Origin of the sequence: Bacillus arachidis (assembly GCF_030285945.1) — a bacterium.
Taxonomy (GTDB): domain Bacteria; phylum Bacillota; class Bacilli; order Bacillales; family Bacillaceae_G; genus Bacillus_A; species Bacillus_A arachidis.
On record NZ_CP127376.1, the window covers coordinates 156,004 to 169,837 of the forward strand.

At 39.2% G+C, this 13,834-nt stretch carries 9 protein-coding genes, 9 tRNA genes and 2 rRNA genes; all 20 read left to right on the top strand.

The genetic code is table 11. From position 1 onward, the window contains the following. The first annotated feature begins 24 nt into the window (after nt 1-24). The 20 genes from QRY57_RS02540 (at nt 25) to QRY57_RS02635 (ending at nt 13,633) form a co-directional block, all read left to right on the top strand. Nucleotides 25-2,945 (top strand): 23S ribosomal RNA (locus tag QRY57_RS02540). Between the two features lie 91 nt (nt 2,946-3,036). Further along, nucleotides 3,037-3,152 (top strand): 5S ribosomal RNA (gene rrf, locus QRY57_RS02545). A gap of 9 nt (nt 3,153-3,161) precedes the next feature. Beyond that, a tRNA-Asn gene (locus QRY57_RS02550) sits at nt 3,162-3,236 on the top strand. 4 nt (nt 3,237-3,240) lie between these two features. Next, nucleotides 3,241-3,313, top strand: a tRNA-Thr gene (locus QRY57_RS02555). 23 nt (nt 3,314-3,336) lie between these two features. After that, nucleotides 3,337-3,411: transfer RNA gene (locus QRY57_RS02560), tRNA-Glu, on the top strand. 5 nt (nt 3,412-3,416) lie between these two features. Continuing rightward, nucleotides 3,417-3,492 (top strand) — tRNA-Val (locus tag QRY57_RS02565). 18 nt (nt 3,493-3,510) lie between these two features. After that, nucleotides 3,511-3,594: transfer RNA gene (locus QRY57_RS02570), tRNA-Tyr, on the top strand. Between the two features lie 65 nt (nt 3,595-3,659). Next, a tRNA-Gln gene (locus QRY57_RS02575) sits at nt 3,660-3,734 on the top strand. Between the two features lie 5 nt (nt 3,735-3,739). Further along, nucleotides 3,740-3,815, top strand: a tRNA-Lys gene (locus QRY57_RS02580). A 5-nt stretch (nt 3,816-3,820) separates the two neighbouring features. After that, nucleotides 3,821-3,892: transfer RNA gene (locus QRY57_RS02585), tRNA-Gly, on the top strand. 10 nt (nt 3,893-3,902) lie between these two features. Next, nucleotides 3,903-3,975, top strand: a tRNA-Ala gene (locus QRY57_RS02590). 164 nt (nt 3,976-4,139) lie between these two features. Continuing rightward, the gene (locus tag QRY57_RS02595; protein WP_286016596.1) at nt 4,140-5,285 is read left to right on the top strand and encodes a glycerate kinase; all 1,146 of its coding nucleotides are present in this window, start codon (nt 4,140-4,142) and stop codon (nt 5,283-5,285) included. A gap of 218 nt (nt 5,286-5,503) precedes the next feature. Continuing rightward, entirely contained in the window at nt 5,504-6,397 is an 894-nt protein-coding gene (rocF, locus tag QRY57_RS02600; RefSeq protein WP_026592701.1) for an arginase, read from the top strand. Nucleotides 6,398-6,736: 339 nt separating this feature from the next. Continuing rightward, entirely contained in the window at nt 6,737-7,555 is an 819-nt protein-coding gene (locus tag QRY57_RS02605) for a MerR family transcriptional regulator (protein ID WP_286016597.1), read from the top strand. Between the two features lie 420 nt (nt 7,556-7,975). After that, a complete protein-coding gene (locus QRY57_RS02610; RefSeq protein ID WP_286016598.1) occupies nt 7,976-8,278 on the top strand; it encodes a PTS sugar transporter subunit IIB in 303 nt (100 codons plus the stop codon). Nucleotides 8,279-8,320: 42 nt separating this feature from the next. Next, nucleotides 8,321-9,610 (top strand): prolyl oligopeptidase family serine peptidase, encoded by a 1,290-nt coding sequence (locus QRY57_RS02615; RefSeq protein ID WP_349775668.1) that lies wholly within the window; start codon nt 8,321-8,323, stop codon nt 9,608-9,610. Between the two features lie 87 nt (nt 9,611-9,697). Then, nucleotides 9,698-10,489, top strand: a complete 792-nt coding sequence (locus QRY57_RS02620; protein WP_286017801.1) for a histidine phosphatase family protein — start codon at nt 9,698-9,700, stop codon at nt 10,487-10,489. A gap of 24 nt (nt 10,490-10,513) precedes the next feature. Then, nucleotides 10,514-11,815 carry a PTS sugar transporter subunit IIC gene (locus QRY57_RS02625; RefSeq protein ID WP_286016600.1) on the top strand — a complete coding sequence of 434 codons (1,302 nt, stop codon included), beginning with the start codon at nt 10,514-10,516 and terminating at the stop codon, nt 11,813-11,815. A gap of 56 nt (nt 11,816-11,871) precedes the next feature. Next, the gene (locus tag QRY57_RS02630; protein WP_098303095.1) at nt 11,872-12,189 is read left to right on the top strand and encodes a PTS sugar transporter subunit IIA; all 318 of its coding nucleotides are present in this window, start codon (nt 11,872-11,874) and stop codon (nt 12,187-12,189) included. 58 nt (nt 12,190-12,247) lie between these two features. Next, nucleotides 12,248-13,633, top strand: coding sequence for a glycoside hydrolase family 1 protein (locus tag QRY57_RS02635; protein WP_286016601.1), 1,386 nt, complete (start codon nt 12,248-12,250; stop codon nt 13,631-13,633). The last annotated feature ends 201 nt before the right edge of the window (nt 13,634-13,834 follow it).

The window sequence follows — 13,834 nt, forward strand, 5'->3', positions numbered from 1 at the left end:
GCTCATATTTTTTAATTTTAGTTTGGTTAAGTTAGAAAGGGCGCACGGTGGATGCCTTGACACTAGGAGTCGATGAAGGACGGGACTAACGCCGATATGCTTCGGGGAGCTGTAAGTAAGCTTTGATCCGAAGATTTCCGAATGGGGAAACCCACCATACGTAATGGTATGGTATCCTTATCTGAATACATAGGGTAAGGAAGACAGACCCAGGGAACTGAAACATCTAAGTACCTGGAGGAAGAGAAAGCAAATGCGATTTCCTGAGTAGCGGCGAGCGAAACGGAATCTAGCCCAAACCAAGAGGCTTGCCTCTTGGGGTTGTAGGACATTCTATACGGAGTTACAAAGGAACGAGGTAGACGAAGCAGTCTGGAAAGGCTCGTCACAGAGGGTAACAACCCCGTAGTCGAAACTTCGTTCTCTCTTGAATGTATCCTGAGTACGGCGGAACACGTGAAATTCCGTCGGAATCCGGGAGGACCATCTCCCAAGGCTAAATACTCCCTAGTGATCGATAGTGAACCAGTACCGTGAGGGAAAGGTGAAAAGCACCCCGGAAGGGGAGTGAAAGAGATCCTGAAACCGTGTGCCTACAAATAGTCAGAGCCCGTTAACGGGTGATGGCGTGCCTTTTGTAGAATGAACCGGCGAGTTACGATCCCGTGCGAGGTTAAGCTGAAGAGGCGGAGCCGTAGCGAAAGCGAGTCTGAATAGGGCGTTTAGTACGTGGTCGTAGACCCGAAACCAGGTGATCTACCCATGTCCAGGGTGAAGTTCAGGTAACACTGAATGGAGGCCCGAACCCACGCACGTTGAAAAGTGCGGGGATGAGGTGTGGGTAGCGGAGAAATTCCAATCGAACCTGGAGATAGCTGGTTCTCCCCGAAATAGCTTTAGGGCTAGCCTCAAGTGTTAGAGTCTTGGAGGTAGAGCACTGATTGGACTAGGGGTCCTCATCGGATTACCGAATTCAGTCAAACTCCGAATGCCAATGACTTATCCTTGGGAGTCAGACTGCGAGTGATAAGATCCGTAGTCAAAAGGGAAACAGCCCAGACCGCCAGCTAAGGTCCCAAAGTGTGTATTAAGTGGAAAAGGATGTGGAGTTGCTTAGACAACTAGGATGTTGGCTTAGAAGCAGCCACCATTTAAAGAGTGCGTAATAGCTCACTAGTCGAGTGACTCTGCGCCGAAAATGTACCGGGGCTAAATACACCACCGAAGCTGCGGATTGATACTTACGTATCAGTGGTAGGGGAGCGTTCTAAGGACAGTGAAGTCAGACCGGAAGGACTGGTGGAGTGCTTAGAAGTGAGAATGCCGGTATGAGTAGCGAAAGACGGGTGAGAATCCCGTCCACCGAATGCCTAAGGTTTCCTGAGGAAGGCTCGTCCGCTCAGGGTTAGTCAGGACCTAAGCCGAGGCCGACAGGCGTAGGCGATGGACAACAGGTTGATATTCCTGTACCACCTCTTTATCGTTTGAGCAATGGAGGGACGCAGAAGGATAGAAGAAGCGTGCGATTGGTTGTGCACGTCCAAGCAGTTAGGCTGATAAGTAGGCAAATCCGCTTATCGTGAAGGCTGAGCTGTGATGGGGAAGCTCCTTATGGAGCGAAGTCTTTGATTCCCCGCTGCCAAGAAAAGCTTCTAGCGAGATAAAAGGTGCCTGTACCGCAAACCGACACAGGTAGGCGAGGAGAGAATCCTAAGGTGAGCGAGAGAACTCTGGTTAAGGAACTCGGCAAAATGACCCCGTAACTTCGGGAGAAGGGGTGCTTTCTTAACGGAAAGCCGCAGTGAATAGGCCCAAGCGACTGTTTAGCAAAAACACAGGTCTCTGCGAAGCCGTAAGGCGAAGTATAGGGGCTGACACCTGCCCGGTGCTGGAAGGTTAAGGAGAGGGGTTAGCGCAAGCGAAGCTCTGAACTGAAGCCCCAGTAAACGGCGGCCGTAACTATAACGGTCCTAAGGTAGCGAAATTCCTTGTCGGGTAAGTTCCGACCCGCACGAAAGGTGTAACGATTTGGGCACTGTCTCAACCAGAGACTCGGTGAAATTATAGTACCTGTGAAGATGCAGGTTACCCGCGACAGGACGGAAAGACCCCGTGGAGCTTTACTGTAGCCTGATATTGAATTTTGGTACAGCTTGTACAGGATAGGCGGGAGCCTTTGAAGCCGGAGCGCTAGCTTCGGTGGAGGCGCTGGTGGGATACCGCCCTGGCTGTATTGAAATTCTAACCTACGGGTCTTATCGACCCGGGAGACAGTGTCAGGTGGGCAGTTTGACTGGGGCGGTCGCCTCCTAAAGTGTAACGGAGGCGCCCAAAGGTTCCCTCAGAATGGTTGGAAATCATTCGTAGAGTGCAAAGGCATAAGGGAGCTTGACTGCGAGACCTACAAGTCGAGCAGGGACGAAAGTCGGGCTTAGTGATCCGGTGGTTCCGCATGGAAGGGCCATCGCTCAACGGATAAAAGCTACCCCGGGGATAACAGGCTTATCTCCCCCAAGAGTCCACATCGACGGGGAGGTTTGGCACCTCGATGTCGGCTCATCGCATCCTGGGGCTGTAGTCGGTCCCAAGGGTTGGGCTGTTCGCCCATTAAAGCGGTACGCGAGCTGGGTTCAGAACGTCGTGAGACAGTTCGGTCCCTATCCGTCGTGGGCGTAGGAAATTTGAGAGGAGCTGTCCTTAGTACGAGAGGACCGGGATGGACGCACCGCTGGTGTACCAGTTGTTCTGCCAAGGGCATAGCTGGGTAGCTATGTGCGGAAGGGATAAGTGCTGAAAGCATCTAAGCATGAAGCCCCCCTCAAGATGAGATTTCCCATAGCGTAAGCTAGTAAGATCCCTGAAAGATGATCAGGTTGATAGGTTCGAGGTGGAAGCATGGTGACATGTGGAGCTGACGAATACTAATAGATCGAGGACTTAACCATATAATATGAAGCAAATGTTATCTAGTTTTGAAGGAATATATATTTGAAATTCCTTTTGACATTCTGAAAAGAATGTGTATAATAATAAAAGTCTGGTAATGATGGCAGAGAGGTCACACCCGTTCCCATACCGAACACGGAAGTTAAGCTCTCTAGCGCCGATGGTAGTTGGGACCTTGTCCCTGTGAGAGTAGGACGTTGCCAGGCTAATATTATTCCGCAGTAGCTCAGTGGTAGAGCTATCGGCTGTTAACCGATCGGTCGTAGGTTCGAGTCCTACCTGCGGAGCCATTATGCTTCCATAGCTCAGCTGGTAGAGCACTTCCATGGTAAGGAAGAGGTCACCGGTTCAAGCCCGGTTGGAAGCTTGCGAACAGTATTACAACTTTTTGGCCCGTTGGTCAAGTGGTTAAGACACCGCCCTTTCACGGCGGTAACACGGGTTCGAATCCCGTACGGGTCACCACTTTTGGAGGATTAGCTCAGCTGGGAGAGCACCTGCCTTACAAGCAGGGGGTCGGCGGTTCGATCCCGTCATCCTCCACCATATATAGTTTATAATGTCGGAGGGGTAGCGAAGTGGCTAAACGCGGCGGACTGTAAATCCGCTCCTTCGGGTTCGGCAGTTCGAATCTGCCCCCCTCCACCATTTTAAAAAAACAACCTGATAAAGGTTTATTTTTTTGAAAAGACAAGCATACTAGTAAATATTAATGGGCTATAGCCAAGCGGTAAGGCAACGGACTTTGACTCCGTCATGCGCTGGTTCGAATCCAGCTAGCCCAGCCATTTACGAGCCATTAGCTCAGTTGGTAGAGCATCTGACTTTTAATCAGAGGGTCGAAGGTTCGAGTCCTTCATGGCTCACCATTTTCGCGGAAGTAGTTCAGTGGTAGAATACAACCTTGCCAAGGTTGGGGTCGCGGGTTCGAATCCCGTCTTCCGCTTTTTTACTTCGGGGCCTTAGCTCAGCTGGGAGAGCGCCTGCCTTGCACGCAGGAGGTCAGCGGTTCGATCCCGCTAGGCTCCATTATAAATTAGAAAAAACCTTACATCTTTTGATGTAAGGTTTTTTGTTTATTCTGCTTTAATAAGGACAAGTTTCCATTTATTTCGTTTACAATAGAAAAATAGAGTAAAATATAAGGTTTGAATTAAAGCGTGTGTGGATACGGGGGAAGGGAGGAATAGGTGTTGAAAATTGTTATTGCATCTGATTCATATAAAGAAAGCTTACGAGCGATAGAAGTATGTAAGGCCATTGAAAAAGGGTTTACTAAAGTTTTTCCTGAAGCTGAGTATGTGAAACTTCCAATTGGAGATGGAGGAGAAGGTACCGTTCAATCTCTTGTTGATGCTACAGGAGGAAAGATCATTCAACTTTACGTAACAGGTCCACTTGGTGAACGTGTAGATGCATTCTACGGTATTTCTCAAGATAAAAGAACAGCGTTTATTGAAATGGCAGCAGCGTCGGGGTTGCATCATGTTCCGGTTGAACAGCGAAACCCTCTCATCACCACAACAAAAGGAACGGGGGAGCTTATATTAGATGCCTTAGATAAAGGTGTACAGCATATTATTTTAGGGCTTGGCGGAAGTGCTACGAACGATGGAGGGACAGGCATGCTCTCAGCCCTAGGTGTAAGGTTTTTAAGGAAAGATGGACGAATAATAGAACCTGTCGGTGAAAATTTACATTTTATTGATTCTTTAGACTTAGCTAAGTTGGATTCTCGTTTAGCGCATGTGAAAATAGAAGCGGCATGTGATGTAGACAATCCTTTAACAGGACAAAAAGGAGCATCCTTTGTATTTGCAAAGCAAAAAGGAGCAAATCCAGAAATGATCACGCAGTTAGATGATAATTTAAAGCATTATGCCTATGTATTAAAACGGCATGTACACATTGATGTGGAAGAGATACCGGGTGCAGGAGCTGGGGGAGGATTAGGGGCTGCAGTTGTTGCTGTACTACAAGGTCAATTAAGAAAGGGAATTGAAATTGTATTAGACTATACAAATTTTGATGAACATATAAAAGAAGCAACTCTTGTTCTTACAGGTGAAGGAAGGATAGATGTGCAAACCGCTTATGGAAAAGCACCGGTTGGGGTTGCTAAACGTGCAAAGAGACTACATATACCTGTTATAGCTATTGGGGGTTCTGTACTTTCGAATCACATTTCAGTTTATAAAGAAGGAATAGATGCTGTGTTTGCTGCCACATCAAGTCCAATGACACTAGAGGAAGCATATATAGCAGCAAGAGAAAATATTGAAATGACTGCGCGGAATATCGCATCTGTATGGAAAATAGCTTCAGGAAAACGTCTCTAATTATAGGGGACGTTTTATTTTTCACTATTTATGTGTACATGTGTAATGAGATTTTTTAGAAAACGGTTTATTTTATACATAAAACAGACGAAAAATATAGATTTCTACGTAGATATTAGTGAATGAGGTGTATATACATACAAAAAAATGTCGAGTTGAGTCAGAGTATATAAAAGATTTAAAATATTTAGTGAAGGCATAAAAGGGGGAGACTATCTATGAAGAAAGAAATTTCAATCGTTGGAGTTCCAATGGACTTAGGACAGATGCGTCGTGGAGTTGATATGGGTCCAAGTGCAATTCGTTATGCGGGAGTAATTGAAAGAATTCAAAACATCGGATATGACGTAGAAGATATTGGGGATATTTGTATCAAGAGAGAAAAAGAAGTAGCTGAAAATACAAATTTAAGAAACCTTACACAAGTTGCAAAAGTTTGTGATGAATTAGCAGGTAAGGTTGATCATATTATAGAAGAAGGTCGTTTTCCACTTGTACTAGGTGGCGATCATAGTATTGCAATTGGGACACTTGCAGGAGTAGCAAAGCATTATAAAAATTTAGGTGTAATTTGGTATGATGCACACGGTGATTTAAATACAGAAGAAACGTCACCGTCTGGAAATATTCATGGTATGTCACTTGCAGCAAGCTTAGGTTATGGTCATCCTTCATTAGTGAATTTATACGAGGCGTATCCGAAAGTGAAAAAGGAAAACGTCGTTATCATTGGTGCACGTGCATTAGATGAGGGAGAAAAAGACTTCATCCGCGATGAAGGAATTAAAGTATTTACAATGCATGAAATTGATCGTATGGGTATGACTGCGGTTATGGAAGAAACAATTGCATACTTATCACATACAGATGGTGTTCATTTATCATTAGATTTAGATGGACTAGATCCACATGATGCACCAGGAGTGGGAACACCTGTAATTGGTGGACTATCCTATCGTGAAAGTCATTTAGCAATGGAAATGCTAGCGGAGGCTGATATTATTACATCAGCTGAGTTTGTGGAAGTAAATACGATTTTAGATGAGAAAAACAGAACAGCAACAACAGCGGTAGCTTTAATGGGTTCTTTATTCGGTGAAAAACTAAAATAAATGTAAGACAAACGACGACTAATTATATTTAGATAATAGGTGTTTAAGTTAATAAAATCAAAGGGATGAACAAATTGGATATGTACAATCTGTTCATCCCTTTTTATTGTCTTGTTAAAATATAGTATATGGTATCGGGAGTTTTCTAATGAATACTCCCCCACTTCACTTCGTTTGAAGTAGGGGTACTCTTTCGGTAATATCTGATAGAGAAACGATTGTGTTGTGTCCGTTAAGTTGCCTATTTTTTATGTAATTGTTTTTAAAACTTGTTACACTGTTTATGAAGGTATTTGTTAAATAATGATAGCAGGAACTATGGACTTGGAGGTGATATATGTGAAGAAATATAAAATAGGAGAAGTAGGCAAGGAATTTGGAGTTTCGATAGATGCGTTAAGGTTTTATGAAAAGAAAGGCTTCTTAAAACCACAAAAAGATAAAGATACTGGTTTTAGATTTTATACATATGAAGATTTTGGAATATTTTTAGCCATTAAAAATTTTCGTCAAATGGGGTTTCATGTTAAAGAAATTGGATCTATTTTTAATGGTTTAGAATTAGATGCCATGATAGAAAAATGCAATGACAAAATAACTGAAAAAGAAGAAACAATAAAAAAGTTGGAATTAGAAATAAAACAAATTAATGAGTTTATGGGCTTATTAAAAAAATATAAAAAAGAAGATAGACAATGGTTTATAGAGTCAACTGAAACCTATTATCTTCTAAGACATATTCATTTAGATAAAGGAACATTATGTGTAAATCCTCTGTTAAAAGAATGGCTATCATTTTTGCCAACAGTCTATCCAGCACTATACATTCCACTTGAACAATATAAACTGAAAACGATTTGTAACAGTTATTGGGTAATGGCTATCCCTGAAGTGAAAATGAGGGAATACGAATTGCCTATGGATGAATCAGTTTTACAAGTAGATATGGGAGAGTGTTTGAATTATTTATATGAAAAAGATGCGAACGAACCCTTATCCAACCTAATTTTAGAAGAGCCATTACATATCATAGAGAACCTTGGCTATAATCTTAACGGGGATATTTTATGTCGATACGTTTGTGAGACAAAAGAGCAAGAGAGAATAATTGAACATTATATCATTATGATTCCTATTATAAGTAAAGGTAAAAAGTAAAGTAGGTATAGATTTTCTTGTTTCTATGGGAACTATCTAACTTTTTCCGAGTGAAATTGGCAAATAAGCCTTGATATAACTAGAAAAGGTAGAAATCCACTATTCAAATATGTATTTTAAAGGAATTTGACTAACTGTTGTAAAGAGACAACTCAATATATTCAATGATTAGCACTTAATTTGTTGGTGTGAAAGGTGAGAACATTAAAAAACAGTAGTTCAAACGTAATTGAACTACTGTTTTTTTTGATAACTGAAAAGCATGTACTTTTCAGCTCGCATTCAATTCATTTTATGTATATAGAAAATTTAAGGTAAACAAAATTCCAAAAAGATATTGACCCTGGTCTTAGACCATATTTTATAGTGAACTTGTAATGAAAGCGCTTTTAATAATAGTGAATAATGGAGGTAATAAGTATGAAAAAGATCGTTCTTTTATGTAATGCAGGTATGTCTACGAGTATGTTGATGAACAAAATGAGAGGATATGCAGAAGAAACAAACTATGAATGTGAAATTAATGCTTATCCATTAGCTGAAGCAAAGCATGTTGGACAAACGGCAGACATTATTTTATTAGGACCTCAAGTTCGATATGCCTTAAATACTGTGAAAGGTCAATTACCAGGAAAGCTTATTGAAGTAATTGATATGTCAGCTTATGGCATGTTAGACGGAAAAAAAGTAATGGAGCAGGTGAAAACCATTCTAGGTAATTAAAAGTTTATACACTGGGAGCGTTTAACGAGCTTTATACGATTTATGTCAGTTATGAAAAGTACATATTTTGAGGGAGGTCATTTTCTGAAAAAGATAAGGGAATTTCCAATTTTATGTATGGTAGTAGGGAGCTTGGCAGGTGGCTTGGTGCTTTCAGGATGTTCATCAGAAAGCAAAGATAAGACTTTAAAAGAATCAGATGTAACACTTATAACGAATGTTCTTCCGTATGGGGAAGTAGGCTCTGCCTTCGTTTGTGACTTTGGAGATACAGTAGATAGCTCAAAATTACCAAAAGATAGTTTTGAAGTTGAGGTGGAAGTGAATGGGAAACCTCAAAATAGAACGATAACTAAAGTTTATACAAATAATAAAGCTGAGGTATCAGAGGCTTCAAAAGATGGACAATACGTTGTGATCGAATTAGATGAAAACGATAAAAATGCATCTACCTCAACATTTAATGAAGAAAAATTCTTAAGTACAAGAGATAACTTGGATTATAAGTTAACTCTTACGAAAGAAATTAAAACAAAAGAAGGTGCAACTTTTAAAGCATCCGAACAGAAAAATAAAATTTCAAATGTAGTTACTCCTGTTGTAGACGATTTTAAAAAAGGAGTATACCAAGATGCTTCTGGAAGCAAAATGCAATATAGACTTTTTGAACCTAAAAAAGAACCTAACAAAAAATATCCACTAGTCTTATTTTTACATGGATCAGGTGAACGAGGAAATGACAACTATATGCAAGTAGTAGGAAATGAGGGCGCTGTAGTATGGGCTAATTCAGAACAGCAAAAGAAGAACCCTGCATATGTACTAGCTCCTCAGGTTGAAGCAGCTGAAACTCTTACAGCATATTGGACCGAGGAACCTAACTATACTACTATGTTTAATTTACTGAAAGAAACCATCGATAAATATAATATTGATAAAAATCGCATCTATGTTGTTGGTATGTCCAATGGCGGAATTGGGACATGGAATATTATTAAGAAAAACCCGGATCTTTTCGCAGCTGCTGTTCCGATTTGCGGAATAGGAAATTTGGAGAATACACTTCCTAGTAATTATGAACCGGTAAAAGATACTTCAGTATTCAAGAATATTAAAGATATGCCAATTTGGGTCTTCCATGCAGAAGATGATCCGTTGGTTGATGTGAGATATAGCAGAGATGCTGTACAAGCTATTAAAGAACTGGGTGGTTCTTCAATCAAATATACAGAATATCCAACTGGAATCGTTAAACCAACGGGACACTTCTCTTGGGTACCAGCTTTGCAGGATAAAGAGATGGTCAATTGGTTGTTTAATCAGTCAAAATAATTTTTAAATATCTTCATTATAAAAATATCATTCTACTCATGTGAGTGGTGCATGCCTATTTTTATAAGCCCATAAGGAGATTTCATGATGAGTAAAAAAATATTATCAATTTGCTTGTTAATTTCTTTAACGGTTTCATTATTTGGATGTTCAGCAAATGAAGGCCAAAAAGTGAAAGAGAAAAAAGAAGAAAAACCTGTTGAACTTTATTTGGTAAGGCATGGAGAAACGATGCTGAATACGACTGATAGAGTACAGGGGTGGGCTGACGCACCTCTTACTAAAGATGGAATTGAAGTGGCAGAGTACCTTGGTAAAGGTTTGAAAGGAGTACAATTTGAAAAAGTGTATAGCAGTGATAGTGGACGCGCTGTAGAAACTGCAAAGATCGTGCTAGATCAAAACAAAAATAAAAACATAGATATCGTCCAACGCAAAAACTTGCGGGAAGTATGTTTTGGTGAGTTTGAAGGAGAACTGAATCATACTTTTTACGAGACACTTGCAAAAGCTAATAATATGACATTAGAGGAATTTAGGAATAATTTCGATGTTGATATTATGCTTAATACTGCAGCTAAGATTGATAAAAGTAAACAGGCCGAAAGTGCGGAAGTAGTTTCAAAAAGAGTAAGAAAAGAAATCGATAAAATTGTAGAAGAAGTAGCTAAAGAGGGAGGCGGTAATGCACTTGTTGTATCACATGGAATATCGTTAATGGCGCTGTTATATACAATCTCTCCTGAATCACTTAATAATCTTGATGGTGGTCTAGATAATGCAAGTGTTTCAAAAGTTGTATATAAAGATGGTAAATATACAGTTCAATCTGTAAACGATATGAGCTATGTTGAAAAAGGAAAAGCGAAAACGAATTAAAATCTAAAAATATGGGTGGTAAGCATGAAGTTTTTAGAGATGACGAGAAACGGACTAGAACGAATAATTACACCACTGACAAATTATCTCGGAAATAGCAAAGTCGTCAACGCGATTACATCAGGGATGATGCTGACAATTCCTGTTACTATCGGTGTTACATTATTCGCTATTTTAGGTAACTTGCCGTTTAAATGGTGGAAAGACCTAATTAATCAAGCTGGTCTATATACACATATGCAGGATATGATCAGTGCAACATTGAGCTTGTTAGCGGTTTATATGGTTGTAATTATTGCTTATTCTTATGCGAAAGAAGAAGGCATGAATGGAATGGTAGCTGGCGTAATTGCATTAGGTAGTTTCCTATGCTTAATGCCAATGTCTGTCAAGGTAGGAGAAGAACAGATCCCGGCTATTCTCACTCAATATTTAGGAAGTGACGGAATATTTGTAGCAATGTTTGTTGGTGTTTTGACCAGTAAACTTTACTGTGCATTAACAAGGAAAAATATTGGAGTGAAATTACCGGAATCAGTACCACCTATGGTAGCTGATGCAATTAATCCCGTATTTATTTCCATCATTATCTTTACCATCATTTTCTTTGTCAGAGTGATATTTGGTTATACTCCATATGAAAATATCTTTAATTTTGTTGGGCAAGTTATTTCACTACCTGTAAAAGTAATTGGATCTTCTGTTTGGTCGGTTATTGGTATATTTACGTTTATGAATTTATGTTGGTTCTTTGGTTTACATCCAGCACCAATTATAAATGTATGGTATAGCGCGACTGCTCCTCTATTTACAGCAGCCATTACAGCTTTTGCTTCAGGAACACCTGTTTCTGAAATCCCTTATTTAGCATTTAGCCTTATGCATTTTGCGGTTACGGTTGGTGGAACAGGAAATACATTAGGTTTAGCTATAAATATGTTATTTGCGAAATCAGAACAATATAAATCACTCGGAAAAATCGGTATTGTACCAAATATCTTCAATATCAATGAACCGATTGTCTTTGGATTGCCACTTGTTCTAAATCCAATCTATTTTATTCCATTGGTAACATCTTCATTAGTTGGTGGATTAATCGGCATTATATTCCTAGGTATGACGGGGATGCTGTCTAACTATAATCCACTAATAGAATTACCATGGGTAACACCTGCGCCTTTTGCAGCTTATGTTTCTGGTGGATGGTTACTTCTTTTAATGACCATTACCATCATTATTTCTCAGATTTTATTATATTATCCGTTCTTTAAAATTGGAGATAAGAAAGCTTATGAGGCAGAACAAAAAGCAGCAACAAATAACTAATAATACTAAGTATGAAATGTGTATTTAAAAAATAAAAATGTGTTGGAGGAAGAGTCATGGAACAACATGAATATATTGTATTTCAAATTATATCTGCAGTAGGTAGTGCTCGTTCATCATATATTGAAGCAGTACAAGAAGCGAAAAAGGGTGATTTCGAACGGGCAAAAGAATTGATCGAAGAAGGTGCTGAATCTTTTATTCAAGGGCATAAGGCACATGCTGGACTAATTAGTAAAGAAGCAAGTGGGGAAAAAGTAGAAGTAAGTTTATTATTAGCTCATGCTGAAGATCAACTTATGAGTGCAGAAGGATTTAAGATAATAGCAGAAGAGTTTATTAGTGTTTATGAAAAAATTTCAGAAAAACAATGATTATTAATCTATGGATAAATAAGGTGGATAATTAAATTTGGTAAGGAAAGGTAAGAATATGCTTAAGACTACATTTAAAAAAGACTTTTTATGGGGAGCTTCCACAAGTGCTTACCAAGTAGAGGGTGCCTATAATGAAGATGGAAAAGGGCTTTCTATTCAAGATATGAAAGCTATTCCTGAAGACACATCTGATTTTAAAGTTTGTAGTGACCATTATCATAACTTTAAAGAAGATATAAGGCTTTTTTCCGAACTAGGATTAAAAACTTATCGCTTTTCCATAGCTTGGACACGTATTCTTCCAAGTGGTGTGGGAGAAATAAATGAAAAGGGCGTTATGTTCTATAGTAATTTAATTGATGAATTACTGAAACATAAGATAATACCACTAGTGACGATGTATCATTTTGATTTGCCGTATGAATTGGAGAAAAATGGTGGGTGGAGCAATCGTTCTACCATTGATGCTTTTGTGAATTATTGTGAAATTCTTTTTGAACGTTTTGGTGATCGGGTTAAGCATTGGCTAACAATTAATGAGCAAAATATGATGATTTTACATGGTGGAGCGATTGGTACATCTATATTATCTCAAAAAGAGTTATATCAACAAAATCATCATATGCTCTTAGCAGAGGCTAAAGTTACTAACTTATGTCATCAGATGATACCGGATGCTAAAATTGGGCCGGCACCCAATATTAGCTATGTTTATCCTAAAACATGTAAACCTAATGATATTATTGCAGCTCAAAATTGTAATGCAATTCGAAATTGGCTATATCTAGATATGGCTGTACATGGACGTTATAACAAAACAGCTTGGAATTTTATGAAAAGAAAAAATATCGAACCTGTCATATTAGATGGAGATATGGAGATTTTATCTAGCTCGAAACCGGATTATATTGCTTTTAACTATTACTCTTCAATAACCGTTAGTGAGTATGATGAGAATTTTGTAATTGATAGCGGTGGTGATCAACAAATTGAAGTAGGTGAAGAAGGTTTCTTTATGGGTGATGATAATGAATATCTGGAATTAACAGACTTCGGATGGGAGATTGATCCAATTGGCTTCCGTGTTACATTAAGAGAAGTTAGCGATCGTTATAATCTACCTATTATTGTTACAGAGAATGGAATAGGTGCATATGATCAGGTTAATGAAGACGGCTCAGTTCATGATGATTATCGAATTGAGTACTTAAGTAAACATATAGAACAAATGGAATTGGCGATTGTAGATGGCGTGGATGTCATAGGTTATTGTCCATGGGCAGCAATTGATTTAATTTCTACTCATCAAGGTTTTAGGAAAAGATATGGTTTTATATATGTAAATCGTGGTGAAAATGATTTAAAAGACTTAAGAAGAATAAAGAAAAAGAGTTTTTATTGGTATAAAACAGTTATCTCATCTAATGGTAAAGAACGCTAAAGTATAAAACACCTCTACCACAGTGCTCAGCACTGTGGTAGAGGTGTTTTATATGGAAGTGTATCCTTGCTATTCTTATCAACATCCATCTCTGAAACTTTCATAAGAAGGCTTTCCTTATTATGCATCTTTAATCGTATCTCACCCGAAAATGTTTACAGGTTATTATTGTTGCTTTAAGATCTTCACACGCAGACTCTA

What these genes read in the sequence shown, in the direction of transcription:
- QRY57_RS02635 (WP_286016601.1), top strand. Translation starts at nt 12,248, where the DNA reads ATGCTTAAGACTACATTTAAAAAAGACTTTTTATGGGGAGCTTCCACA.
- QRY57_RS02610 (WP_286016598.1), top strand. Translation starts at nt 7,976, where the DNA reads ATGAAAAAGATCGTTCTTTTATGTAATGCAGGTATGTCTACGAGTATG.
- QRY57_RS02625 (WP_286016600.1), top strand. Translation starts at nt 10,514, where the DNA reads ATGAAGTTTTTAGAGATGACGAGAAACGGACTAGAACGAATAATTACA.
- QRY57_RS02630 (WP_098303095.1), top strand. Translation starts at nt 11,872, where the DNA reads ATGGAACAACATGAATATATTGTATTTCAAATTATATCTGCAGTAGGT.
- QRY57_RS02620 (WP_286017801.1), top strand. Translation starts at nt 9,698, where the DNA reads ATGAGTAAAAAAATATTATCAATTTGCTTGTTAATTTCTTTAACGGTT.
- rocF (WP_026592701.1), top strand. Translation starts at nt 5,504, where the DNA reads ATGAAGAAAGAAATTTCAATCGTTGGAGTTCCAATGGACTTAGGACAG.
- QRY57_RS02615 (WP_349775668.1), top strand. Translation starts at nt 8,321, where the DNA reads ATGTCAGTTATGAAAAGTACATATTTTGAGGGAGGTCATTTTCTGAAA.